Here is a 22583-nt window from a genome sequence, read left to right on the forward strand (position 1 = left end):
GTTCCCACGCGTTACTCACCCGTCCGCCGCTGACACCCGAAAGTGCCCGCTCGACTTGCATGTGTTAAGCCTGCCGCCAGCGTTCGCTCTGAGCCAGGATCAAACTCTCACGTTGAAGAGATTGATCTGGCCGATCACGTAATTCTCAGACGGAGCCTCACAATCGACCAAGCAGCGCTTCACAGCGCGACCCGGTCGGTGAGCTCAAAAAGAGAAACACGACGATCGGCACTAGTCTCTCACTTGCCGAAGCCAAAGCTCCAGCCGCAAGGACAAACGCCGTCCGCGTCTCCCTTCCTCAAATCCAACAATGTCAAAGACCCACGAGACCGGCGGAGCCGATATCGCTGCAGACAAAACGGCAACCCGGGCCAAGGCCCCGATCTCTCGTTTATCCGGCTGGGAGAACCGAGATACGCGCCGGACCACTTGGTCGGCCGCTTCAGCGGTGGAGGCCGTTTAGTGCCCGCCGATCTCCCTGTCAACCCCGTTGTTCAGGCCGCCGAGGCGGCAGAGACTCAGAGGTTGGCATCGAAGGACAAACAGGAGATCGTCCGGCAAACCAGCCGGCCAACCGCCGATCCTGTCAGAAGATGCTTCAGCGCCCGGGCCACTTCCGCGGCCGGCGCCGATGGACAGCTCTATAGGCAGCTGAATCGGGGGCGTCAACCGCGTTGTTGCGGTGCAATCGTCATCTCTGCCCAATTCCGGTGACCGGCGCGTGACGCGTTCAGTAGCCCTTCTTGACCCGCGCAAGCGCCTGACCGAGCCCATGTGCGATGCGGGCACGCTCATCGGGGTCCGCATCGCGCGCCACCAACGCCTGCTGCCGCCGCGAGACGAGGGTAAGCCGTTGAAGGCCGTACTCGTCGTCCTCGACCGTCACGATCTTCGTCCAGAGCGGATTGAACCGCCATTCGTGCCGCTCGCCCCGGTGGCTGACCCGTGCCAGCAGGATCTCGAGCTGTGAGATCATCACCTCCTCGAAGGACCGGCCGCGCCGGAAGCTCACCTTCAGGGCCGCGTAGATCGCCAGCATGTCGAGGCCGAAGAAACCGGCCACCGGCCAGAAGCCCATTCGCCAGGCCCAGACCGAAACGGTGAGCGAGACCAGGCAGCACCCGGTCATCACGACGCGGAAGCCCCGGCGACTCAAGGATTGGTGCGGACGGATGGTGGCCGAGAAGACCGGCCGGTCGATCGTGTCCGGGTCGAGCCCATGCGGATGGACGGAAGGATTGCCGGTGACCATGCGCCCCATATAACGCGCCAATGCCCGCCAGAAAGCCTCCACCTCCGGTTAAGAGCCCCCCTCGACGGCGTGCCGCAGGCGTGACCGCCCCACCCGTGACAGCCGCAGCTTCCGGGCGCCTCGGCGGACGCATCGCCCCGGCCACCACGGTCCATGTCGAGGCTGCGCCGGAGGCGGTGGATTCGGGCACGCTCATCGAGATCTTCCGGCGCTTCCACGCAGCCGAGCCGGAACCGAAGGGCGAGCTCCACTTCGTCAACCCGTTCACGCTCCTGGTCGCCGTGGTCCTGTCCGCTCAGGCGACCGATCGCGGCGTCAACCTGGCCACCGGTCCGCTCTTCGCGGCGGCCGACACGCCCGAAAAAATGCTGGAACTCGGCGAGGAGACGGTCCGGGGCTTCATCCGCACGATCGGGTTGTTCAACACGAAGGCCAAGAACGTCGTGGCGCTCTCGCGCATCCTGGTCGAACGGCATGGCGGGGCCGTGCCATCGAGCCTGGAGGCGCTGCAGGTGCTGCCCGGAGTCGGGGCCAAGACCGCCAGCGTGGTGCTGAACATCGCGTTCCAAGTGCCGCGAATCGCCGTTGACACCCACATCTTCCGGGTCTCGAATCGAATTCCGCTGTTCGTCGGCACCACCACCGACAAGGTGCAGGCCGGTCTGGAGGCGATCGTTCCGGAGCCCTACAGGCTGCACGCCCATCACTGGCTGATCCTGCACGGCCGCTACACCTGCAAGGCGCGCAAGCCCGAATGCCCCCGCTGCCTCATCGCCGATCTGTGCCGGTACCCATCCAAGACTGCGGACATCGAAGGGCGCCGCGTCACGGGGTGATGTGACGCTTGCGCGGATGGCCGGTCGTCACGTCCGGAAAGCCGTCCGCAATCCCGCCCTGCGGGCTAACGCGTTGTGCTGGAAGCCCCGTTCGGCTAGTTTCAACGGCAGTAGCCGGGCCCTCGGGCAGAGGCCGTCCGGCTGCCCGACCTTCCCATCCGGTCGCCGCGCCGCGAATTCCTCCCAATCGTCGCGCATCAGGAGCCTCGGCCCATGGACTTCCTCAAACCACGGTACACGCCTATGAACCGCCGCCGTCGCATCTACGAGGGCAAGGCGAAGGTCCTCTACGAGGGGCCCGAGCCCGGGACACTCATCCAGCACTTCAAGGATGACGCGACCGCCTTCAACGCGAAGAAGCACGAGGTCATCGACGGCAAGGGCGTGCTGAACAACCGGATCTCCGAATTCGTGTTCCAGCACCTCAACGACATCGGCGTGCCGACGCACTTCATCCGCCGGCTGAACATGCGTGAGCAGCTGATCCGGGAGGTCGAGATCATCCCGCTCGAGGTGGTGGTGCGCAACGTCGCGGCCGGCTCGCTGGCGACCCGGCTGGGCCTGGAGGAAGGCACCCAGCTGCCGCGCTCGATCATCGAATTCTACTATAAGAACGACGCGCTCAACGACCCGATGGTGTCGGAGGAGCACATCACGGCGTTCGGCTGGGCGACGCCTCAGGAGATCGACGACATCATGGCGCTGGCGATCCGCGTCAATGACTTCCTGTCGGGCCTCTTCCTCGGCGTCGGCATCCGGCTCGTGGACTTCAAGATCGAGACCGGACGCCTGTGGGAAGGCGACATGATGCGCATCGTGGTCGCCGACGAGATCTCCCCGGATTCCTGCCGGCTGTGGGACATCAAGTCCTCGGACAAGCTCGACAAGGACCGGTTCCGCAAGGATTTGGGCGGCCTGATCGAGGCCTACACGGAAGTCGCCAAGCGACTCGGGATCATGTCGGAGAACGAGAAGGTCCAGGGCGGCGGTCCCCGCCTGGTCCAGTAATCCGCTCAGGCGGGTGGCCGGCGTACCGACGCCGGCCCCGCCGCAGGGAAGCCCCGCCGCAGCCGCGCGTGGGTCGAGAGGTCCGGGTCGAAGCCCGGGTGATAATGGGGGTCCTGCGCCAGCAGCGGCCCCCATCGCTTTTTCAACGCCGTGATCTCGCGCTCGTGGCGGGCACGCGCCGCCGGGGTCCAGCGGCGGCTCGCCGATTCGCGGTGATGCAGTACCGCCCCCGGCACCAGCAACGTACGATGGCCGGCCGCATTCAGGCGCAGGCACAGGTCGACATCATTGAAATCGACCGCGAAGTCCGCGTCGTCGAAGCCGCCGACCGCCCGGAATTTTTGCGTCTCGACCATCAGGCAGGCGGCGGTGACCGCCGAGACCGCATGGGTGGCGCGCAAGCCTGCCAGGTAGCCGGGGGCGTCGCCGGGGAAGTGTCGGTGCGCATGGGTGACGAGGCCGCCGGTGCCGAGCACGATGCCGCCGTGCTGGACCCGCCCCTCATCGTCGAGGAGCTTGGCGCCGACCGCGCCGATTTCGGGGCGCAGGGCCTCCCGGGCCATGCGGGTCAGCCAATCGGGCCGGAACGCCTCGACGTCGTTGTTGACGAAGACCAGCAGCGCGCCGCGGGCGCGGACGGCGGCGGCATTGTTCATGGCGGCGAAGTTGAACGGGCCCGGACAGGGCACGACGAGCCCCCTCCCCTCGCGCTCGAGCGCCTGGAGGAATGCCAGCGTCTCCGGTTCCCGGCTGTCGTTATCGCAGACCAGCAGCTCGAGGTTCGGCCAGTCGGTGCAGGTAGCGAGGCTTTCGAGGCAGGGGCGGAGCAGATCGAGCCGGTCGCGGGTCGGCACGATGAGGCTCACCAGCGGCCGCGGATCGGGCAGCGGGTGCTCGACCTGGAGAAGGCCGTCGTCGCCGACAACGACGATGCGGCTTTCCCGGCGTCCGGTCCGGTCGAGATGCCCGCGCAGGGCGTCGAAATGGCGATGCTGCCCCCCCTCCCCTGCCGGCGACGCACGATCCCCGGGCACACCGCGGCGGATCGAAAGGATCTCGGGCAGATGGCCGATCGCGCCGGCGCCGTGCCGCTCGACGATCTGAAACGCGGCGTCGGCGGGACCGGCCGGCTGCGTCGCCGCGGCGAGAGCGCCCGGCCGGCAGGCCAGCAGGGGCGCGAGATAATCGAGATGCACAAGCCAGTCGGCGTCGAAGCTGGGCGCGAGCAGGGGCCGCACCGGACCGCGTGGATGGTCCTGGATCAGGGCGTCGCCGTAGATGGCCTGTAGCTCCGGATCGGCCGCGAACGCAGTGGCGATGCGGTCGCGCGCACCCGCGACCAGAATGCCGTCGCCCAACACCAGAATGCCGTCCGCCGGCGGGGCGCGATCGAGTGGGAACCGGTCGAGGATGGCGGCTGGAAGGGTGAGTTGGTGGTCGATCCCGATTAGGGCGGCCAGCTTCTGGCGCGCGCGAAGCCGTCGGCCCTGGAGCCGCGCGAGCAGGATCTCTGCCGTCGCCCGAGGGTGGCCCAGTAGGTGACGCAGCGCATCGCGCATCGCGCGGCCGGAGCGCCGCGGGATGCCGAGTTGCAGTCTCTGTGCGAGGCCGACCACTGGCTCGGTCATCGGCGCGGCGTCATTCGAGATCCTCGCCAAAGGTCGTGAGTGACAAGGCGGGATGGTAGAACGGATCATGGCGGATCACGTCGCGCCAGCGCTCGGAGAAGCGAGCCGCCTCCTGCTCGAACCGCGCGCGCTTGGCGCCGACCGAGGGCCCTCGGCTGACGGATTCGAGATGGGCCAGCGTGGCGGCCGGCGTCCACACCGTCTTCCAGCCGGCGGCGCCGAGGCGCAGGCAGAAATCGACGTCGTTAAAATCCACCGGGAACGTCTCGGCGTCGAAGCCGCCGACCGCGTGGTACTTGTCGCGCGATACGGCGAGGCATGCGGCGGTCACGGCCGAGACCTCGTGGGCGACGCGCAACCGGCCGAGATGGCCCGGCGTATCGCCGGGGCGGCGGCGCAGGATGTGGCCGGCCCGTCCGCCGAGGCCGACCACGACGCCGGCATGTTGCAGGGTGCCGTCCGCGTAGAGGAGTTTTGCGCCGACCGCCCCGACCTCGGGCCGGCTCGCCTGGCGGACCATCGCGTCGAGCCAGCCGGGTTCGAGAACGGCCACATCGTTGTTGAGCAGCACCACGACCGCGCCAGTGGCGTCCGCGACGCCGGCATTAACCATGGCGGCGAAGTTGAACGGTTGCGGATCGACGTGGATCCGGACGCGCGGGTCCCGGCGCAGGGCGTCGTAATATGCCAGCACGGCCGGATCGGTTGAGCCGTTGTCGACGATGATCAGTTCGAGATCGGCGTAAGCCGTCTCGTGCAGCACGCCGCGGCAGACCCGCTCAATCAGGTCGAGCCGGTCGCGGGAGGGGATCACGATGCTGGCCCGCGGGGCGGGACGCGGCAGCGGCCAGTCCAGCTGGACGGCGCCCTTACGAACGGACGCCTTCGGCCAGACGCTCAACGCGTCGAGGCGGGCGCCCAGCACGCGGGCTCTCCCTGCGGAATCCAGGCCGTGGCCCGCCGTGCGGGCGAGGATCCGCGGGACATGCGCGCCGCGTGCGCCGGCGACGATTGCGAAGATCTCGATTGCCAGGACCGCCTCGTCCATGGGCCCAACCGGCTCGGGCGGCAGCCGCGTAAGCAGCGCGCGGGAGACCAGGCTGGAGCGGCCGACATAGCCGGTGGCCAGGGCGAGGTCCGGGCTCCAGTCCGGCTTAAGCAGTGGCCGGCCATCAGGGCCGAGCTCGTCGCTGTAGGCGAGATCCGCCTCAGCCAGGGCGGGGGCCAGCAGCGCCAGCGCGTCCGGGGTGAGGATGTCGCCGGCCCGGAGCAGGCACAGGGCGTCGGCCTCGGCGATGAGATCGGCGGGCGCGGCACGCTTGTCCCAGATTTGGTGATCGGCACGGGCGTCCGGTGCCTCGGGACGTGCATCCTCCCAAGCGACGACAACCGTCCGCCCCGGGTGAATCTGCGTGCCGAGGGCGTCCAGCGTCGCGGCAAGCGCCGCATCTTCGCCGGGCCGGGCGAGGATCAAGCATCGGATCCGCAGGGCGGTCGGCGCCACCTGGATCGGGCGGCTCCGCGAGGTCGCCCAGGACCGGTAATGCTGCATCGGCGTCACCGCGCAGGCACCGCGCAACGTATCGCGGTAGCGCCGCTCGGATCCGCGCGCGCGCTCGTAGAGGGACGACAGGAAGCGCCAGGGTCGCCGCAAGAGGCATTGAACGAGCACGGAGGCCTCGCTCCGGGCCCCGACCCGCTCAAGCACGAAACCCGGTCCGGCCGAGAGCCGGATCTCCCGGGCATCCCCGGGGATCAGGCCGAGCCAATGGGCGTAGCCATGCGACGCGCCCGGGAGGACGAAATCCTGCGGCGTGCCGGCGGTCCCTCGGATAACGCGCAGGATCGGCCGGCGCGGCGCAGCCAGGGGGTCACCGCCATAGCTCAGCACGATCCAGCCGACGGAATGGTCGGGCAGGATCAGGCGGCGATCGAAGACCGGGTCGTCGGCCGGCTCCAGGCGGAACCGCGTCTGGCGGCCGAGCCAGGCTGCCCCGCGTCCGGCACGTCCGCTCGGTGGGGTCGGTTCGACGGGGCGCGCCGCGGCATCACTGGGCAGCGTCGCCTCCGCCGGCGGCCTCGGCGGCGGCAGCCGGCTTTTTGCGCCGCGGTTTGGCCGCGGGCTTGCCGCCGGTACCCTTGCCGCTGCCGACGCCGACGGTGATATCGTAATCCTCGGCCACCGCCGGAGGTACGGTCAATTCCTCGGCCACGATGGTGGCGAAGCCCTGGGCCTCGCCCGGGCCGACGACGACGCTGGTATGCTCGACGCGGCTCGCAATGACCTTACCCTCGTGGCGGATCTGGATCGTCACCGGCACGTCGAACCGACCGGGCGCACCCTTCGGGCCGAGCAGCACGTTGGCCTCGACGCCGACCTTGACGGTGATCGAACCGTCCTGGCGCCGGGCGCATTCCCGGGCGAGCCGGCCGACCGAGAACTGCGTCCGCACATCGCCACCGGCGAGGATGCGATACGCCGCACCGTTCTCCGCCACCTCGACCGGCGGGCAATAGGGCGGATCGAGGCTTTGCGGCCGCGATGGCGGGACCGTCGTTCCGCCGAACTTGAACAGGTTGGAGAACACGTTGCCGTCCTCGGCGCGGGCCGGGCCTGCGCACAACGAACCGGCGAGAATCAGGCCGCACAGGCCCAGAAACAGGTCACGCTCTCCGATCATCGCACGGCTCCCGGGCGGCATCGTCATTTCAAGCTGTCGAACCCGGCCGCGAAGCCTTTCATCGAGAGCGGGATGCCGACGCCCTCCTCGGGCGTCTGGAACACGATGAACGTCGCCTGCGTGCCGGCCTTGAATTGGCGGATCAAGCCGTCATCCATCACCACCTCGGCCACGCAACCGGTCGTCAGGCAGCGCACGAAGCCGGCCCGGCCGACATCGGTCTGGTCGATCTTCAAACCGAGACCGGAGGGGAGGAGCACGCCCAGCGGCGCCACAACCCGCAGCAGGTAACCGCGATTGTCCGCCGTCTTTAGGACGATCACCACGAGGGTGAGGTTCGGGCGGTCCTCCGCGGCCAGGTACTGCACCAGCGCGCATTGCTCGGCCTTCGCACCGGCCGGCGTCTCGCAGCGCAGCTGCCAATCGTCGAAGGTCTTGCGCACCATGCCCTGGGCCGCGGCCGGCCCCACCGATGCGAGCCCTGCCGCGGAGAAGGCAAGGCAGGCCGGCAAGACGGCGCGCCGGACGACGCACCGGAAACGATCGAGCTTCGCGTGAAGCGGCACCGCCGAACCCTTCGGAACGCCATCGCCGAGGACCGGCGAGGCCGTAAAATCGGGGGTGTTCCGACCATGGTCGGACCCGCGCTGTCAAGCGATGCCGGCTCCGGTGTTGCTCCTTGACGCTACCCGAAGGTTGCAGAAGCGCCTAAATAGGGCTCGCTCTTCCTCCAGCGCAGGATCCTGAAGCTGTGATGCGCCCGCTCGCCCTCTCGGCCGCCTGCTTGATGGCCACCCTCGCGCAGGCCGGGGCACAGTCGCTGCCGGTCGGCGAGACCACCTATGTGGAACGCTCCCTCAACCGCTCCGACACGTTGATCGTCGAGCACCCTCCGGTGGCGGTGAACCCGTATGGCAGCCGCAATGGGCAGGCCGCAATCGCCGGCTATTGCCGCGAGGGCGGCCTGGTGCGCCGTCGCGATGCGTTCGGCAACCCGGTGATCATCCGGCAGCGCGAGGTCTGCGACAGCGTCGCCCCCCGCACGCTCGAGCCTGGCCAGGTCAATCCGCGGCCGACTTGGCCCGGCGAGGCCGTTACGCGTCAGAAGGTCCTGCGCGCCAAGGGTTGAGGGTAACGAGGGCTGAGGGCAGACCGTTCAGCCGTAGCGATGCAGGCTGGTGCCGTTGCGCTTCAGCCACGCCTCGGCGGCGTCGACGTGCGGGCATAGCCCGTGCAGCAGCGCCCAGTACCGCGCCGAATGGTTCATCTCGCGCAGGTGCGCCATCTCGTGGGCCACGAGGTAATCGAGCACCATCGGGGGCGCCAGGATCAGGCGCCACGAGAAGTTCAGCTCGCCCCGCGCCGTGCAGGATCCCCACCGGCTGCGGGTATCCCGCAGAGTGATGCGGACCGGCCGCTGACCGACCAGGGGCGCATACCGCTCGACCGCCTCGGCGAGGTCCCGCCGCGCCTCGCGGGTCAGGTAGTCCCGGATCCGGCGCGGGACGTGGGCCGGCTCGCAGGAGAGGGAGATCACCGGTTCCCCGGCCTCCGTCTCGACGCGCACCGCGCCGCTGCGCGTACCGCGCAGATGCAACCGGTGTGGCGCCCCGCGCAGCGGCAGGATCGCGTCCGGAACGAAACCGATCCGCTCCGGCACCCGCGCCAGACGCGCGGCGATCCAGCCGGCATGGCTGGTGGCGAAGCGTTGGGCGGTGTTCACGGCGGTCCGGGTCGGCAGGGTAATCACGACCTGGCCGGTGGCGGCCGAGACCCGCAGGGTGATCCGACGCGCGGTCGGGCGCCGGCGCAGCGCGATCTGGAGGCTGGCTCCGTCGTGCTGGACCTCAAGGTGGTCGGGATCGGGGCGACGCAGCAGCGCGAACGACATGGCGCAGTTCTAACGGGCTCCGAACCTGGGCTCCAGATCTCGAGATCGAGAATTGCTTTGGTGCCAGGATCTCAAGCGGCCAGCGCGCGGGCCCAGACCTCGGTTTCGGGCAGCACCAGCAGGGCGGCGGCCGCGAGCGCGATACCGTACGGGATCCCGGTCTTGGCATCGTGGAGGTGCAGCGCGAAGGGCAGGCGCGCGATGCGCATCGGCAGCGGGTAGCCGCGCACGGCCAGGATCGCGAGCGTCAGGCCACCGCCGAGGATCGAGGCCACCAGCAGGTAATCGCCCAGGCCGTCGAAGCCCAGCCAGAGCGCTGTCGCGGCGGCCAGCTTGGCGTCGCCCCCGCCGATCACCCCGAGCGCGAACAGCGTGAACGTCACGGTCAGCACGAGCGCGGCAGCGCCGACATGGAGCCCGATCTCGGGCCAACTCATCGGGCCGGTGGCGGCCATGAGCGCGAAGCCCGCGACGAGTGCCAACGAGATCCGGTTCGGGATCAGCATCGTCAGCAGGTCGCTCGCCGCCGCGTAGGCCATCAGGAACGGGAACAGCACCAGCAGGCCGAAGCCCGCCGTTCCGAAACTCGCGATCGCCGAACCTGCGCCAACCATCTCGGGGCCAACCCTATCCGTACCTGGCGGGGAAGCGGCGCGGGGCCGCAGCCGGACGACGGATCCGGCCGGCCGAGACCCCATCGCCTCAAGCGATGGAGCCTCGAACCTGCCGCGGATCCTGATCGTGGAGAGACCCGATTAGTTCAGGTTGCCCGAGATCGCGCTGAACTTGGCTGACAGCGAGGTGCCCACAGTCTTCAGCGCGCCGATGATGACGACGGCGATCAGAGCGGCGATCATGCCGTACTCAATCGCGGTGGCGCCGGACTCGTCGGAGGCGAAACGCGAGAACAGGGTCTTCATGGGAGACGATCCTTCGATCAAGAACGGGCAACGTGAAGTTTGAAAGATGACCGACGAAGATTTCTACGTCTCGATCGGCGGCTCTTGGAGATTGCCCGTTACGCCTTGAAATTCGGTTAAATCGCACCTCGAACAAAGTCCGACGCTGGTCCGCTGCGAGCTTAGTGAAAGATAGGTTTCGCCGTTGCTGAGCATGCGCGCGGGCCGCCTCATGCTTAGCGGTTCCTTCACCGGTCCCGGGCTATCGCTGCGGCTTCAGGCGTCGCGCCTCGCGCAGGCGCCGGCCGCTTCCGAGGAATCCGATGCGCCGCAACCTGTCGAATGCGGGCCGAGCCGGCCTCGTCCTCCTGCTGACGGGTGCCACGGTCGCGGCCGCCCAGCCGGAGCCGCTGCCGATCGTCACCGTGCTGGTGGACAACGCCAAGGTCATCCGCCTGCCGGAGAAGACCGCGACCGTCATCGTCGGCAACCCGATCATCGCGGAGGTCACGCCGCAGAAGAACGGCGTGCTCGTGCTCACCGGTAAGAGCTACGGCTCGACCAACCTGATCGCGCTCGACACGGCCGGCGCGATGATCGCCGAGACGATGATCCGGGTCGAGGCATCGCGGGATACGACCATCACGGTCCAGCGCGGCATGGATCAGGAATCGCTGTCCTGCACGCCGAAATGCCAGCCGGCGGTCCAGCTCGGCGACGCGGCGAAGTACTTCGACACGCAGAGCGGCCAGGCCGACGCCCGCCGTAAGCTCGCGACCGGCGGCGGCGCGGCGGGCCCCCAAGCCGCCGAGCGCTGAAGCCGACGGCCCCCGCGACACCGCGCGAATCCTGGGGCAAGATCCGCCCCCGGCACAGCTCCGACGCGGATCCGGCAGGATCCAGCCCGGCCGCCATCAGGGAGGTTTCTCGCCGATGCCCGGCATCACGCACAATCCGCCGCCGCCCACCGTCGATCCCGGCCTGCTCGCCCCGTTCCAGGACTTCCCCACGGCGACGATCAGCGACTGCCTGGACCGGATGGCGGTCCTGCACGGCCTGCGGCCTTTCCACAGACAGGCCCGGCTCCTCGGGAGGGCGTTCACGGTCCGGGTGCGGGCCGGCGACAACCTCGCGATCCATCAGGCGCTTGAGCAGGTCAGTCGCGGAGATGTGATCGTGGTCGATGGCGGCGGCGACACGAGCCGGGCGCTGGTCGGCGAAATCATGAAGGCGATCGCCGAGAGCCGGGGCGTGGCGGGCTTCGTGATCGACGGCGCAATCCGCGATACCGACGCCTTCGCCGGTTCGGACTTCCCCTGCTACGCACGCGCCGCCACGCCCCGGGGTCCGTTCAAGATCGGCCCCGGCGCCATCAACGTACCCGTTTCCGTCGGAGGCTGGACGGTGAGCCCGGGGGACGTGGTGGTGGGCGACGCGGATGGCGTCGTAACCTTCCCGCCCGCGCTCGCGCCGCGCCTGATCGAGGCGGTGCGCGCACACTCTGCCCAAGAGGCCGAGGTGCTCGCGATGATCCAGGCCGGCCGATACGACGGCCGATACGCCCGAGAGTCGGGGGGCTGAAAATCTTCCCCGTGGGGGTGCCTTGATCCGCGGCGAAGCCTTGCGGACCGGATCCCTCCCGTAGACGATGGCCCATGGACTCCGCACCACTAACCTACGCCATCGGCGACATCCACGGACGCGCCGACTTGCTCGACACGCTCTTGGAGCGGATCGCCGCCCATGCCGGGGACCGTGACCACCGTCTGGTGTTCCTCGGCGACTACATCGACCGCGGGGCCGACAGCGCTGCGGTGCTGCGCACGGTCAGCCGCCTGAACTGGGCCGAGCCCGAGCGTGTCACCTGTTTGATGGGCAACCACGAGCGCATGCTCCTCGATGCGCTGCTGACGCCCGAGGCAGCCCGGCACTGGCTGTATAACGGCGGGGACGCCACCCTCGACTCGTTCGGTGCCCGCGACCCCAGCGGGCTGCCGAGCGATACCCTCGACTGGATCGAAGCCCTGCCGACCCTGCACGACGATGAGGTCCGCTGGTACGTCCACGCCGGTCTGCGCCCCGGCACCGCGGCCTCGGATTCGGACGTGCACGACCGCCTGTGGATCCGGGAGCCGTTCCTCCAGGAGGATCACGACTTCGGCCGGCACGTGGTCCACGGCCACACGCCCCAGCGGGACGGCCACCCGGAGGTGCGCCGGTTCCGGACCAATCTCGACACGGCGGCGGTCTATGGCGGCGCTCTCACGGCCGGCGTCTTCTCGGACGCACAGGGACCGGCGCTTGAGTTTCTACAGGTTCAGGCTGGTGGCTGAAGCGCGCCGCCGAAATGGATACCGGTTCGGCGTGAGCGCGCGCGTCGAGTCGAGGGGGTTGATGTGGTCCCGATCGCATCGCGATCGGGAGCGAATCTAAGCCCGCCGTGCCGGCACCAGTGCGCCCACAGCTCCCACGAGCCAGCCGCCCATGAGGGCGAAACCGCCGATGGGGGCGGCCATCGGGAACAGGGGGCGCTGCAGCCAGGTCCGGACTGACAGGTCGCCGCAGAACAGGATCAGGCCGAGGACGAGCAGACCCGCCGCGGTGCGGGATAGGCCGGGTCGCATCAGACCTCCGGCGGCCAAGCCCGTGAGCGCCAGGATCGCCGGGGCGTGGAACAACAGGAACTGGGCCGCAGTCTTGAGCGAATCCGCCCCCGGGATGTGGGCCGCCGCGGCGCTGAGGGCGACACCGAGCAGGCCGGCGAGGCAGGCCAAGGCCATGAGCCCCCGGTCGATCCTCGAGAGGCTCATGCCCCGCGCTCGATCAGCAGCTTGGCGACGGCTGCGCGCAACTCGGGTATGCCGCGGTCGTCGCGGCTGGAGGTGAGGATCACCTGCGGGAAGGCGGCCGGTCGCTTGGCGAGCCCCGCCTGGATGCCGGCGATGCGGCTCTCGATCTCGCCCTTCTTCAGCGAATCGCCCTTGGTGAGCACGACCTGGTAGCTCACGGCGGCCTTGTCGAGACCGTCGAGCACGTCGGTGTCGATCGACTTGAAGCCATGGCGGGCGTCGATCAGCATGAACACCCGGGCGAGATTGGCGCGGCCCTTGAGGTAGGAATGGATCAGCTTGGTCCAGGCTTCGACCTTGGCCTTCTCCACCGCCGCGTAGCCGTAGCCCGGCATGTCCACGAGGGACATGCGGTCTCCGATCCGGAAGAAGTTGAGCTGCTGGGTCCGCCCCGGCGTATGCGACGTGCGCGCCAGGGTGTTACGGCCGGTCAGCGCATTGATCAGGCTCGACTTGCCGACGTTCGAGCGCCCTGCGAACGCGATCTCGACGCCCTCCATGGGCGGGATGCGCTCGAGCACCTGGGCGGCCGCGTAGAAGTCGGCGGCCCCGGCGAACAGCAGGCGACCGGCCTCCAGGAGGTCGGCCGCATCGTCGTTGGTCTCGGTCACGGCTTTCCTTGTCGGCCCAGAGCGGCATCCCGGACGGCGGCGGGCGCCCTCCGGGATGCGGTGTCGGCGAAGACCGCGGGCGTCAGCCCTTCGTGGTCGCCGCCGCCTTGGTTCCGCCGCGCCGGAACGTGGTCCGCAGGTTGTCCCACAGCTCCACCTTCACGCCGTTGCGACGCATGATGACGTATTGCTGGATCACCGACAGGGTGTTGTTCCAGGCCCAGTAGATCACGAGGCCGGCGGGGAACGACCCCAGCATGAAGGTGAACACGATCGGCATGAACGTGAAGATCTGCGCCTGGACCGGGTCCGGCGGCGCGGGGTTCATCTTCATCTGCACGAACATCGTCACGCCCATGATCAGCGGCCAGACGCCGAGATGGACGAAGTCCGGTGCCGGGAAGGGCAGCAGGCCGAACAGGTTGACGATGCTCGTCGGATCCGGCGCCGCGAGATCGTGGACCCACCCGAAGAACGGAGCGTGGCGCATCTCGATGGTGATGAACAGCACCTTGTAGAGCGCGAAGAAGACCGGGATCTGGATCAGCACCGGCCAGCAGCCCGCGACCGGATTGATCTTCTCCTTCTTGTACAGCTCCATCGTGGCTTGCTGCTGCTTCATGCGGTCGTCTTTGTACCGCTCCCGGATGGCGACCATCTCGGGCTGCACGGCCTTCATCTTGGCCATGGACACGTAGGAGCGGTTGGCGATCGGCAGGAACAGCAGCTTCAGGCAGAAGGTGACCACCAGGATCGAGACGCCGAAATTACCGAAAAGATGGAAGAAGAAATCCAACGCCCGGAACATCGGCTTGGTGATGAAGAAGAACCAGCCCCAATCGATCATCAGATCGAAGTGCTTGATGCCGAGATCCTTCTCGTAGTTGTTGATCAGGTTGACTTCCTTCGCGCCGGCGAACAGGCGCTGGGTCGTCGTCGCCGAGGCACCCGCGTCCAGGTTCACGGCGTCACCGCGGACGCTCGCCTGATAGACGTTGGTTGCGCCGTCGGTCCGGTCGGTGAAGGCGCCGGTGTAGGGCACGTCTTGGTCGGCCGGCATCACGGCGGCGGCCCAGTACTTGTCGGTGATGCCGACGAAGCCACCGGTCACGCCGTTCCAGGCGCGGCCCTTGGTGTTGGCGCCGCCATAGGCGCCTTCCTTGGCGAGCTTGTCGTAGGTGAATTCCTGCAGGCCGTCGTTGCCGAGATAGCCGATCATGCCCTCGTGCAGGACGTAGTAGCCCTGGGTGTGCGGCTTACCCCAGCGGGAGACCAGGCTGTACGGATAGAGCGTCACCGCGCCCGAGCCCTTGTTCTCGATCTCCTCGCGGACCGTGAACATGTACTTGTCGTCGACCGCGATGATGCGCTTGAAGACGAGGCCGGCGCCGTTATCCCAGGTCAGGGTCACGGGCATGCCGGGCGACAGCGTCTTGCCATCGCTGGACCAGACCGTCTCGCTGCCGGGTAGCGGCCCGGCATTGGCGCCGACCCAGCCGAACTCGGCGTAGTACGGCGCCTCGCTGCCGGCCGGGGAGAACAGCACGATCTCCGGGCTCTTCGGGTCCACGGTCTCGTGGTAGTTCTTCAGTGACACGTCGTCGACGCGGCCGCCCTTGAGCGCGATCGAGCCGCTGAGCGCCGGGGTCTCGATCCGGATGCGCGGCGAGCGGGCGAGCGCCGCCTCGCGCGAGACGGCGCCGGCCTGCCCGGGAACCGTGCCGGGCACGGGCGCGGCGGGCCCGCCCTCCTTGGGCGAAGGCGACGGCACACCGTTCGGGGTCACGCCCGGCGGCTGCTGTTGCTGCTGGGCGGCCTTGTTCTGCGCCTCGATCAGCCGCTGCTGTTCCACCCGCGGGCCGGCCACGAAGTACTGCCATCCGAGCAGCACCAGCAGCGACAGGCCGATGGCCACGAACATGTTCGTCTTGTCATTGCCCATCGGGGACACCGCCGCACGTGTTCGGAGTGGCAACAGGAGCGGCACCGGCCCGTTCGGGCCTGCGCGCGTCCGTGATTCGGAGACCTCTGGCGCGGTCCTGCGACGGATCGATGTCGGGTTCGCGGGACGCAGCAGGCTGCGCGGGCACCCGGCCCGCATCGCGCTGGAGAGGTGTGGTCTTGGCCGGCCGGCCGCCAGGCTTGCCGGACCGGTCGCCGCGGGAACCGCCGGGGGGCCTCGGCGCGGCCGGGCGCGTCACCGTTGGAATGGCGCGACGCAGGTCCTCTGCCAGGGCCTCGAAGGGCGCGGTCAGGGCCGGGCGGCGGGCGATCAGCACGATGTCGGCCGGCAACCCGGCCAGATCGCCCGGAAGACCGGAAGCGACCAGGTTCACCGCCGCCCGCAGGCGCCGGCGAATACGGTTGCGTTCGACAGCATGGCCGACGCGCTTGGTGATGGTGAACCCGAGCCGGAGGCCATTCGCCGCTTGCGGATCGCGCAGACGCCCCTGGGCGGTCATGCGATCGGTATGGAAGCGACGGCCCTCGGCTGTCGCCAGGAAATCAGGCCGCTTCTTCAGCCGCGCGATCGTCGCCATCGATGGTTCGATCCCGACCGATCTCATAGTGTGTGCCGCATGATGAGTTCGGAAAACCGGATTCCATGTTTCCGCATCATGCACACGCCTCACGGCGCGGCTGCCGCAGCAGGACCGCGCCGGCGAGGGTCCGACCGGCTCAGGCCGACAGGCGCTTGCGGCCGTGAGCGCGGCGACGCGCGATCACCTTGCGGCCGCCCGCAGTGGCCATGCGCGCACGGAAACCGTGACGACGCTTACGGACGAGCTTGCTCGGCTGGTAGGTTCTCTTCATGGTTCAGAGCCTTCAAAGGTCGAGGCGCGCTCGTGGGCGGCAATTGCCGCACCCGACCTTCACGCGTCCTGGTTGTCTGCAAACACGAAGGGCGCCCAGGCGGGGCGCCACGTCGCGAGTGGCGGGCTTATGGCGGATGGGTCCCGCGAAGTCAACGTTTCGTGGACCTCTTCCTGGGCTTCAATGACCCTCGAACTGCATCAAAGCACGGACTTCGACGCCCATGTCGCGCAGGCGCTGCGCCCCGCCGATCTCCGGCAGGTCGATGACGAAGCAGGCAGCCACGATCTCGGCGCCGATCTTCTGCAGCAGGTTCACCGCCGCGGTGGCGGTACCGCCGGTGGCGATCAGGTCATCGACCAGCAGCACCTTGTCGCCGGGCTTCACCGCATCGACGTGGATCTCGATCTCGTCGGTGCCGTACTCGAGGGCGTAGGCCATCGAGACGGTCTTGTGGGGCAGCTTGCCCTTCTTTCGGATCGGCACGAAGCCGCAGGACAGCTGGTGCGCGATGGCGCCGCCCAGGATGAATCCCCGGGCCTCGATGCCGGCCACCTGGTCGATTCGCCCGCCCGCGTAGGGATGGACCAGCGCATCCACCGCACGCCGGAACGCCCGCGGGTCGCTGAGCAGCGTGGTGATGTCGCGGAAGATGATGCCGGGCTTCGGGTAGTCGGGAATCGAGCGGATCGATTCCTTCAGCGCGACGTGGCGGCGGGCTTCCATGGGTTCGGGCCTTCCGTGGGGGACGGCGGGCTTAAAGCAGAAGGCCCGGCCCCTGACCAGTTTGATGGCGTCTGCCGGAGGATCAGGCCGCCTGCACCTTCTTGAGGAGGGCGAGCAATTCGCGATGCAGCACCTCGTTGCCGCAGGCCACCGAGCGGGCCGCCAGGGGCTCGGCCGCGCCGTCCGCCGAGGTCACGTAGCCGCCGGCCTCGCGCACCAGGATCACGCCCGCGGCGAAATCGTAGGTCTGGAGGTCGCGCTCCCAGTAGCCGTCGAGGCGACCGCAGGCGACGTAGGCCAGATCCAGAGCCGCCGATCCCATCCGCCGGGTTCCGCCGGCCACCGCCATCACGGCGCCGAGCTCGCGCAGCAGGCGCGGGTGGCTGCCGCGGCCGAGATAGGGCGTGCCATAGCCGACCAGCGCATCGGCCATGTCCTGCCGGCCGGAGACGCGCAGGCGCCGGTTGTTGAGGTAGGCGCCCTTGCCGCGCTCAGCGACGAACAGCTCGTCCTTGATGGGGTCGAAGATCACGCCGGCCACGATCTGGCCCTCCCGCTCGAGCCCGACCGAGATCGCGAAATGCGGCACGCCGTGCAGGAAGTTCGAGGTGCCGTCGAGGGGGTCGACGTGCCAGGTGTGGCTCTTGTCGGTGCCCTCGATGATGCCGTTCTCCTCCAGCACCAGGCTGTAACCCGGCCGGGCCTTGATGAGGGCGTCCCGCAGGGTCTCCTCGGCCTTCCGGTCCGCGGCGGACACGAAGTCGCCCGGGCCCTTTCGCGAGACCTGGAGGTTTTCGACCTCGCCGAAATCGCGGCGCAGGCCGCGCGCAGCCTTGCGCACGGCGTCGACCATCACGGTCATGAGCGGAGAGGAGATCATTTTTTCGCGACTTTTCGGGGATGGATGCTGGCGCCGTGGTTACAGGCCGGCGCCGGAAAAGACGAGCCTGCCGAGGATGGGCGAGGTCGGCCGTTTGTGGTGAGGGCTTCCCGCCCAAGCCGATCGACTCTGGCAGGCACCGTCCTCCTCCCTGAAGCGGGGACTTGCCGGCATCAACATCAAGGTCCGCAGCCAGCGCTCCAGGCGCCACGCATTTCCGCTCCCTGAGCGCGGAGCGGTCAGGGGTGCGGGTGGGGCCGAACGAGGCGCTGCGGCGCCTCCTGAGCCGCCACCGCACCACGGGTGAGGACAGCGTGTTTCGTCGTCCACCTGCCGATGGGTGAACGTTTTAGCCTCTGCGGGGCAGGGAGAGCCGCGCGGGTCCGGCTGCAAGCTCTGACCGCAAAACCCTATTCCGCCGCCTCGACGAACACCGTCCCGGCCCGCGGAAGGTCCAGGGTCTCCCAGGTCTCGGCGAGGGCCGCGGCGAGACGGGCGATGTGGGTCGCGTCGTGGAACGGCGACGGAGTGATGCGCAGGCGCTCGGTGCCGCGCGGGACCGTCGGATAGTTGATCGGCTGGATGTAGATGGCATGCCGCTCCAGCAGGTGGTCGGCCGCGGCCTTGCACAGCTCGGCGTCGCCGACCATCACGGGCACGATGTGGGTCTCGGTCTCCAGAACCGGCAGGCCGGCCTCGGTGAGCGCCGCCTTCGTGGCGGCGGCCTGGGCCTGATGCGCCTCGCGCTCGACGTTCGATCGCTTGAGGTAGCGCACCGAGGCTCGGGCGGCGGCGGCCACCGCCGGCGGCAACGCGGTGGTGAAGATGAAGCCCGGGGCGAAGCTGCGTACCGCATCGCAGATAGCGGCCGAGGCGGTGATGTAGCCGCCGACGCAGCCGAACCCCTTGGCGAGCGTCCCCTCGATCACATCGACCCGGTGCATGACGCCGTCACGCTCGGCGATACCGCCGCCGCGGGGTCCGTAGAGGCCGACCGCGTGGACCTCGTCCAGGTAGGTCATGGCGCCGTAGGTGTCGGCGAGGTCGCAGATCCGGCCGATCGGCGCGATGTCGCCGTCCATCGAGTAGACCGACTCGAACACGATCAGCTTCGGCCGGTCGCCGGCGGCGCGGAGCAGCTCTTCCAGGTTCTGGAGGTCGTTGTGGCGAAAAATCTTCTTGTCGCAGCCGGAATGGCGGACGCCCTCGATCATCGAGTTGTGGTTGAAGGCATCGGACAGGATCAGGCAGTTCGGGATCAGCTTGGCGATCGTCGAGATGCCCGACTGATTCGATACGTAGCCCGAGGTGAAGACCAGACCCGCCTCCTTCCCGTGCAGGTCCGCGAGTTCCCGCTCCAGATCGACCAGCGGCGAGTTGTTGCCGGCAATGTTGCGCGTGCCACCCGCCCCGACGCCGCAGCGCGCGGCCGTTTCGGTCATCGCCGAAACCACTTCCTTGTGCTGGCCCATGCCGAGGTAATCGTTGGAACACCACACGGTGATCTCGGCGGTCTTGCCATCCTGCTTCCGCCACTTGGCGGTGGGGAAGCGTCCGGAGATGCGCTCGATGTCGGCGAAGACGCGGTAGCGACGCTCGCCGTGGAGCTGGTCGAGGGCGCCACGAAAGTACCGCTCGTAGCCAGAGCCGGCGCGCGTCGAACCCGCTTGGGCGAGCATCGTGCTGGGCATCCGGGTGACGGTCATCGAGCGTCCTTCGCGTGTGCGGCCGTGCGGTCGGTGCCGGTTCGGCAACCTGATCCCGCGATCAACGTACGGCCTCGGTCCAGTCCTTCGCGTGAGGGCCACAAGATACGCGCGGATCTGGAACTGGTTCAAGGTAAGGTTCCGGCATCGCTGCCCTGCAGCCGTTGAGAGGCGGGGACGAACTCGCTAACCTCACGGGCGGCCACGGAAGCCCGAACGCGCTGTCAGATCCTTGAGTACCGCCATGGCGTCACGCCGAACTGCCTGCCCCGGCGCGGGATCGCGCGGCTCAAGCCTGCGGCGACGAAGGGTCGCGCGATGAGCGTGGGCAAGGACGCGCGGTCCGAGCGCCTGAAGGCGGCACTCCGGGCGAATCTGCGCCGCCGGAAGGCACAGGACCGGGGTCGCGCCGAGACCGGGGGCGCCCCCGACGCGGAGCAGCCCGACCCGCGCGAGACCGATTCTGCCGGTCCAGATTCCGACAAATCCGGTCTATAGGGGACGGCCAAGCCTGGACGCCGCGGCGTCCACCAGGAGAACGGCCGGCCGCGCGCCCATCTGGTGCGCCGCCCGAGGACATACGATGGACCGCATTCACATCACCGGCGGCGCGCCCCTGAACGGCGTGATCCCGATCTCGGGCGCCAAGAACGCGGCGCTGCCGCTGATGATCGCGAGCCTGCTCACCGGCGAGACGCTGGAGCTGATCAACGTCCCGCGGCTCGCCGACATCTCCGCGCTGACGCGGATCCTCGGCAATCACGGCGTCGACCACATGGTGGTCGGCAAGCGCCCCGGGCAGACCACCGAGACCGGCCAGACGATCCGGCTCACCGCCTCGAACGTCATCGATACCACCGCGCCCTACGATCTTGTCTCGACCATGCGGGCGAGCTTCTGGGTGGTGGCACCGCTGCTGGCCCGGTTCGGCGAGGCCAAGGTCTCGCTGCCGGGCGGCTGTGCCATCGGGACCCGCCCGGTCGACCTGCTGATCACCGCCCTGGAGAAGCTCGGGGCCGAGATCGAGATCGACGCCGGCTACGTGGTCGCCAAGACGAAGAACGGCCTGCGCGGGGCCGAGATCGCGTTCCCGAAGGTCACGGTCGGCGGCACGCACGTCGCCCTGATGGCGGCTTCCCTCGCGTACGGCACCACGGTGCTGGAGAACGCCGCCCGGGAGCCCGAGGTGGTCGACCTCGCCGAATGCCTGAACAAGATGGGCGCCAAGATCCGCGGCGCGGGCACGCCCCGGATCGAGATCGAAGGCGTCGCCCGGCTCAACGGCGCGCGCCATGAGGTGCTGCCCGACCGGATCGAGACCGGCACCTACGCCATGGCGGTGGCGATGACCGGCGGCGACGTGATCCTCAAGGACACGCGGGCCGAGTTGCTGCACTCGGCGCTCGACGTCCTGTCGACCACGGGGGCCGAGATCAGCCAAGTCGAGGGGGGCATCCGCGTGCGCCGCAACGGCGGCGGCATCGCGGCCGTCGACGTGACCACCGATCCGTTCCCGGGCTTCCCCACCGACCTGCAGGCGCAGTTCATGGCGCTGATGACGCTGTCCAAGGGCCAGTCGCACATCCGCGAGACGATCTTCGAGAACCGGTTCATGCACGTGCAGGAGCTGGCCCGCCTCGGCGCGAAGATCCGCCTCGAGGGTGACCTCGCCATCGTCGAGGGCGTCGACCGGCTCAAGGGCGCGCCGGTGATGGCGACCGACCTGCGCGCCTCCGTCTCCCTGGTGATCGCGGGCCTCGCCGCCGAGGGCGAGACCCAGATCAACCGGGTCTACCACCTCGACCGCGGCTTCGAGGCGCTGGAAGCCAAGCTCGGGCGCTGCGGCGCGCAGATCGAGCGCGTGCGGGTTTGACGCCAATCTGAGTTCGGCCGAGCGCGCCTTACCGGCCCGAGCCCCCGGTCCCAGCCTGGGAACGGGCTTGGACCGGGGGGCTCGCTGTGCCCTCGTGGTATTCGGGGCACAGCATCCTCGGTCGGAGGTGCCGCTGCGAGCCTGGTATGGCCGGGTCGTGAAGGCTCCTTCGGCTCGTCGGCACTCGTGCTGAGCACGATGCCGTCGATCCGCTCACCGGAGTGGTCGGATGATGCAGATGGAGACCGTCTCCACTCGGCTTACCGAGACGGTCGAGGACGTCAGACCGATCCGCATGGCTGACGATCACCGTTGGGCGCTCGCGGAGATTGATCGCTACGTCGCCGAGGAGCCTGCCGTCGGGACACCCGACGGCAATCGGTTCGAGGTTCTCTCCATCTTGATCGCAGCCCACGAAGAGCGGACCTTCCCGATCGCCGAGGCCGATCCGATCGAGATCCTGCAGTTCGCCGCTATGGGCCACGCGCCGGCGGAGCTGGGGCACCCGCTCGGCTCGCGGGCACGCGCATCGGAGATCCTGAGCCGGAAAAGCCCCCTCACCCTCGCCCGGATCCGCATCATCAGCGAGGCCTGGCATCTGCCGATCGCGGTGCTGGCGGCGCCCTAGCGTCTCAACGATGGCGCCGCCTGAAGTCCGTCAGCCCTCGATCGGCCCAAGCGCGTACCCGAAGCCGGGCATCTCGCAGCCGGGCATCTCGCAGCCGGGCATCTCGCAGCCGGGCATCTCGCAGCCGGGCATCTCGCAGCCGCCGGACGCGGCGGGACGAGCTCGGCTGTCAACCCCGGCCGTGATGCAGAGGCCGACGCTGCGCCAGCGCCGTTCGTAGCGCGGCCGATCGTCCTCCTCGTCCGGCGGCGGTGGCGGCGGCGGCGGGCGCCGACGCGGGCGGTCGTCATCGTCGTAGGGC

Annotated in this window: 26 protein-coding genes and 1 rRNA gene; 9 read left to right on the forward strand and 18 right to left on the reverse strand. The window is 68.8% G+C overall.

From position 1 onward, the window contains the following. Both FV242_RS25400 and FV242_RS25405 read right to left on the reverse strand, forming a co-directional pair. Window positions 1–115: ribosomal RNA gene (locus tag FV242_RS25400) — 16S ribosomal RNA — on the reverse strand; the annotation flags it as partial. A gap of 615 nt (window positions 116–730) precedes the next feature. Further along, a complete protein-coding gene (locus FV242_RS25405; protein ID WP_147909879.1) occupies window positions 731–1252 on the reverse strand; it encodes a DUF2244 domain-containing protein in 522 nt (173 codons plus the stop codon). A 20-nt stretch (window positions 1253–1272) separates the two neighbouring features. Between FV242_RS25405 and nth the strand changes: the two genes are divergently transcribed. Together nth and purC are read left to right on the forward strand one after the other, a co-directional pair. Next, complete coding sequence (nth, locus tag FV242_RS25410) at window positions 1273–2088, forward strand: endonuclease III (RefSeq protein ID WP_246692024.1); 816 nt, start codon at window positions 1273–1275, stop codon at window positions 2086–2088. Window positions 2089–2301: 213 nt separating this feature from the next. Beyond that, entirely contained in the window at window positions 2302–3096 is a 795-nt protein-coding gene (gene purC, locus FV242_RS25415; RefSeq protein ID WP_147855639.1) for a phosphoribosylaminoimidazolesuccinocarboxamide synthase, read from the forward strand. A 5-nt stretch (window positions 3097–3101) separates the two neighbouring features. On the opposite strand, the gene FV242_RS25420 is transcribed toward purC, so the two are convergent. The 4 genes from FV242_RS25420 to FV242_RS25435 form a co-directional block, all read right to left on the reverse strand. Further along, window positions 3102–4655, reverse strand: a complete 1554-nt coding sequence (locus FV242_RS25420; protein ID WP_246692873.1) for a glycosyltransferase family 2 protein — start codon at window positions 4653–4655, stop codon at window positions 3102–3104. A 79-nt stretch (window positions 4656–4734) separates the two neighbouring features. Further along, window positions 4735–6615 carry a glycosyltransferase gene (locus FV242_RS25425; protein ID WP_246692872.1) on the reverse strand — a complete coding sequence of 627 codons (1881 nt, stop codon included), beginning with the start codon at window positions 6613–6615 and terminating at the stop codon, window positions 4735–4737. Between the two features lie 157 nt (window positions 6616–6772). Further along, window positions 6773–7405 carry a hypothetical protein gene (locus tag FV242_RS25430; protein ID WP_147940865.1) on the reverse strand — a complete coding sequence of 211 codons (633 nt, stop codon included), beginning with the start codon at window positions 7403–7405 and terminating at the stop codon, window positions 6773–6775. Window positions 7406–7428: 23 nt separating this feature from the next. Continuing rightward, window positions 7429–7917, reverse strand: coding sequence for an invasion associated locus B family protein (locus FV242_RS25435; protein ID WP_187193413.1), 489 nt, complete (start codon window positions 7915–7917; stop codon window positions 7429–7431). A gap of 242 nt (window positions 7918–8159) precedes the next feature. Between FV242_RS25435 and FV242_RS25440 the strand changes: the two genes are divergently transcribed. Continuing rightward, window positions 8160–8534, forward strand: coding sequence for a hypothetical protein (locus tag FV242_RS25440; RefSeq protein WP_147940866.1), 375 nt, complete (start codon window positions 8160–8162; stop codon window positions 8532–8534). Between the two features lie 27 nt (window positions 8535–8561). Here FV242_RS25440 and FV242_RS25445 read toward each other — a convergent pair whose 3' ends face one another. The 3 genes from FV242_RS25445 to FV242_RS25455 all read right to left on the reverse strand — a co-directional run bounded on the left by FV242_RS25445 (window position 8562) and on the right by FV242_RS25455 (window position 10216). Continuing rightward, window positions 8562–9296, reverse strand: coding sequence for a M48 family metallopeptidase (locus FV242_RS25445; protein WP_147940867.1), 735 nt, complete (start codon window positions 9294–9296; stop codon window positions 8562–8564). A 71-nt stretch (window positions 9297–9367) separates the two neighbouring features. Beyond that, the gene (locus tag FV242_RS25450; protein WP_147940868.1) at window positions 9368–9910 is read right to left on the reverse strand and encodes a prepilin peptidase; all 543 of its coding nucleotides are present in this window, start codon (window positions 9908–9910) and stop codon (window positions 9368–9370) included. Between the two features lie 141 nt (window positions 9911–10051). Continuing rightward, window positions 10052–10216 carry a Flp family type IVb pilin gene (locus tag FV242_RS25455; protein ID WP_147856566.1) on the reverse strand — a complete coding sequence of 55 codons (165 nt, stop codon included), beginning with the start codon at window positions 10214–10216 and terminating at the stop codon, window positions 10052–10054. A 302-nt stretch (window positions 10217–10518) separates the two neighbouring features. Here FV242_RS25455 and FV242_RS25460 point away from each other — a divergent pair, with 302 nt between their 5' ends. The 3 genes from FV242_RS25460 to FV242_RS25470 all read left to right on the forward strand — a co-directional run bounded on the left by FV242_RS25460 (window position 10519) and on the right by FV242_RS25470 (window position 12528). Then, on the forward strand, window positions 10519–11013 hold the full coding sequence (locus tag FV242_RS25460) for a pilus assembly protein N-terminal domain-containing protein (protein ID WP_147940869.1): 495 nt from the start codon (window positions 10519–10521) through the stop codon (window positions 11011–11013). Window positions 11014–11128: 115 nt separating this feature from the next. Beyond that, window positions 11129–11776: an RraA family protein gene (locus FV242_RS25465; protein ID WP_147909870.1), complete on the forward strand. Its 648-nt coding sequence runs from the start codon at window positions 11129–11131 to the stop codon at window positions 11774–11776. Between the two features lie 74 nt (window positions 11777–11850). After that, window positions 11851–12528, forward strand: a complete 678-nt coding sequence (locus tag FV242_RS25470) for a metallophosphoesterase family protein (protein WP_147940870.1) — start codon at window positions 11851–11853, stop codon at window positions 12526–12528. Between the two features lie 96 nt (window positions 12529–12624). Here the strand turns inward: FV242_RS25470 and FV242_RS25475 are convergent, their stop codons facing one another. The 8 genes from FV242_RS25475 to hemA form a co-directional block, all read right to left on the reverse strand. Further along, window positions 12625–13005, reverse strand: coding sequence for a DUF423 domain-containing protein (locus FV242_RS25475; protein WP_147940871.1), 381 nt, complete (start codon window positions 13003–13005; stop codon window positions 12625–12627). Beyond that, complete coding sequence (gene yihA / locus FV242_RS25480) at window positions 13002–13655, reverse strand: ribosome biogenesis GTP-binding protein YihA/YsxC (RefSeq protein ID WP_147909871.1); 654 nt, start codon at window positions 13653–13655, stop codon at window positions 13002–13004. The genes FV242_RS25475 and yihA overlap by 4 nt, the downstream gene beginning before the upstream one ends. 82 nt (window positions 13656–13737) lie before the next feature. Continuing rightward, on the reverse strand, window positions 13738–15597 hold the full coding sequence (yidC, locus tag FV242_RS25485) for a membrane protein insertase YidC (protein WP_147940872.1): 1860 nt from the start codon (window positions 15595–15597) through the stop codon (window positions 13738–13740). Continuing rightward, window positions 15587–16195, reverse strand: coding sequence for a ribonuclease P protein component (gene rnpA / locus FV242_RS25490; RefSeq protein WP_147940873.1), 609 nt, complete (start codon window positions 16193–16195; stop codon window positions 15587–15589). Before rnpA ends, yidC begins: the two co-directional genes overlap by 11 nt. Window positions 16196–16334: 139 nt before the next feature. Next, entirely contained in the window at window positions 16335–16469 is a 135-nt protein-coding gene (gene rpmH, locus FV242_RS25495) for a 50S ribosomal protein L34 (RefSeq protein WP_007558110.1), read from the reverse strand. A 180-nt stretch (window positions 16470–16649) separates the two neighbouring features. Then, on the reverse strand, window positions 16650–17195 hold the full coding sequence (locus tag FV242_RS25500) for an adenine phosphoribosyltransferase (protein WP_147854491.1): 546 nt from the start codon (window positions 17193–17195) through the stop codon (window positions 16650–16652). 82 nt (window positions 17196–17277) lie between these two features. Then, window positions 17278–18075, reverse strand: a complete 798-nt coding sequence (locus tag FV242_RS25505; protein WP_147909874.1) for an inositol monophosphatase family protein — start codon at window positions 18073–18075, stop codon at window positions 17278–17280. A gap of 410 nt (window positions 18076–18485) precedes the next feature. Beyond that, window positions 18486–19781 carry a 5-aminolevulinate synthase gene (gene hemA / locus FV242_RS25510; protein WP_147940874.1) on the reverse strand — a complete coding sequence of 432 codons (1296 nt, stop codon included), beginning with the start codon at window positions 19779–19781 and terminating at the stop codon, window positions 18486–18488. A gap of 318 nt (window positions 19782–20099) precedes the next feature. On the opposite strand from hemA, the gene FV242_RS25515 reads away from it, so the two are divergent. The 3 genes from FV242_RS25515 (at window position 20100) to FV242_RS25525 (ending at window position 22282) form a co-directional block, all read left to right on the forward strand. Beyond that, window positions 20100–20279, forward strand: a complete 180-nt coding sequence (locus FV242_RS25515) for a hypothetical protein (protein ID WP_147940875.1) — start codon at window positions 20100–20102, stop codon at window positions 20277–20279. A gap of 85 nt (window positions 20280–20364) precedes the next feature. After that, window positions 20365–21654 (forward strand): UDP-N-acetylglucosamine 1-carboxyvinyltransferase, encoded by a 1290-nt coding sequence (gene murA / locus FV242_RS25520; protein ID WP_147940876.1) that lies wholly within the window; start codon window positions 20365–20367, stop codon window positions 21652–21654. A gap of 229 nt (window positions 21655–21883) precedes the next feature. Continuing rightward, complete coding sequence (locus FV242_RS25525; protein WP_147940877.1) at window positions 21884–22282, forward strand: type II toxin-antitoxin system HigA family antitoxin; 399 nt, start codon at window positions 21884–21886, stop codon at window positions 22280–22282. Window positions 22283–22286: 4 nt separating this feature from the next. On the opposite strand, the gene FV242_RS36380 is transcribed toward FV242_RS25525, so the two are convergent. After that, window positions 22287–22421 (reverse strand): pentapeptide repeat-containing protein, encoded by a 135-nt coding sequence (locus tag FV242_RS36380; protein WP_368732199.1) that lies wholly within the window; start codon window positions 22419–22421, stop codon window positions 22287–22289. Window positions 22422–22583: the final 162 nt, after the last annotated feature.

Origin of the sequence: Methylobacterium sp. WL64 (genome assembly GCF_008039945.1) — a bacterium.
In the GTDB taxonomy this organism is placed as follows: domain Bacteria; phylum Pseudomonadota; class Alphaproteobacteria; order Rhizobiales; family Beijerinckiaceae; genus Methylobacterium.

Coding starts and splice junctions, on each gene's coding strand:
- FV242_RS25500 (WP_147854491.1), bottom strand. CDS start 17,195: ATGGAAGCCCGCCGCCACGTCGCGCTGAAGGAATCGATCCGCTCGATT.
- hemA (WP_147940874.1), bottom strand. CDS start 19,781: ATGACCGTCACCCGGATGCCCAGCACGATGCTCGCCCAAGCGGGTTCG.
- rpmH (WP_007558110.1), bottom strand. CDS start 16,469: ATGAAGAGAACCTACCAGCCGAGCAAGCTCGTCCGTAAGCGTCGTCAC.
- FV242_RS25420 (WP_246692873.1), bottom strand. CDS start 4,655: ATGCGCGATGCGCTGCGTCACCTACTGGGCCACCCTCGGGCGACGGCA.
- FV242_RS25445 (WP_147940867.1), bottom strand. CDS start 9,296: ATGTCGTTCGCGCTGCTGCGTCGCCCCGATCCCGACCACCTTGAGGTC.
- FV242_RS25505 (WP_147909874.1), bottom strand. CDS start 18,075: ATGATCTCCTCTCCGCTCATGACCGTGATGGTCGACGCCGTGCGCAAG.
- FV242_RS25455 (WP_147856566.1), bottom strand. CDS start 10,216: ATGAAGACCCTGTTCTCGCGTTTCGCCTCCGACGAGTCCGGCGCCACC.
- purC (WP_147855639.1), top strand. CDS start 2,302: ATGGACTTCCTCAAACCACGGTACACGCCTATGAACCGCCGCCGTCGC.
- FV242_RS25405 (WP_147909879.1), bottom strand. CDS start 1,252: ATGGTCACCGGCAATCCTTCCGTCCATCCGCATGGGCTCGACCCGGAC.
- FV242_RS25515 (WP_147940875.1), top strand. CDS start 20,100: ATGAGCGTGGGCAAGGACGCGCGGTCCGAGCGCCTGAAGGCGGCACTC.
- FV242_RS25460 (WP_147940869.1), top strand. CDS start 10,519: ATGCGCCGCAACCTGTCGAATGCGGGCCGAGCCGGCCTCGTCCTCCTG.
- FV242_RS25525 (WP_147940877.1), top strand. CDS start 21,884: ATGATGCAGATGGAGACCGTCTCCACTCGGCTTACCGAGACGGTCGAG.
- FV242_RS25450 (WP_147940868.1), bottom strand. CDS start 9,910: ATGGTTGGCGCAGGTTCGGCGATCGCGAGTTTCGGAACGGCGGGCTTC.
- nth (WP_246692024.1), top strand. CDS start 1,273: ATGCCCGCCAGAAAGCCTCCACCTCCGGTTAAGAGCCCCCCTCGACGG.
- FV242_RS25465 (WP_147909870.1), top strand. CDS start 11,129: ATGCCCGGCATCACGCACAATCCGCCGCCGCCCACCGTCGATCCCGGC.
- FV242_RS25470 (WP_147940870.1), top strand. CDS start 11,851: ATGGACTCCGCACCACTAACCTACGCCATCGGCGACATCCACGGACGC.
- FV242_RS25430 (WP_147940865.1), bottom strand. CDS start 7,405: ATGATCGGAGAGCGTGACCTGTTTCTGGGCCTGTGCGGCCTGATTCTC.
- FV242_RS25475 (WP_147940871.1), bottom strand. CDS start 13,005: ATGAGCCTCTCGAGGATCGACCGGGGGCTCATGGCCTTGGCCTGCCTC.
- FV242_RS25440 (WP_147940866.1), top strand. CDS start 8,160: ATGCGCCCGCTCGCCCTCTCGGCCGCCTGCTTGATGGCCACCCTCGCG.
- rnpA (WP_147940873.1), bottom strand. CDS start 16,195: ATGGCGACGATCGCGCGGCTGAAGAAGCGGCCTGATTTCCTGGCGACA.
- murA (WP_147940876.1), top strand. CDS start 20,365: ATGGACCGCATTCACATCACCGGCGGCGCGCCCCTGAACGGCGTGATC.
- yidC (WP_147940872.1), bottom strand. CDS start 15,597: ATGGGCAATGACAAGACGAACATGTTCGTGGCCATCGGCCTGTCGCTG.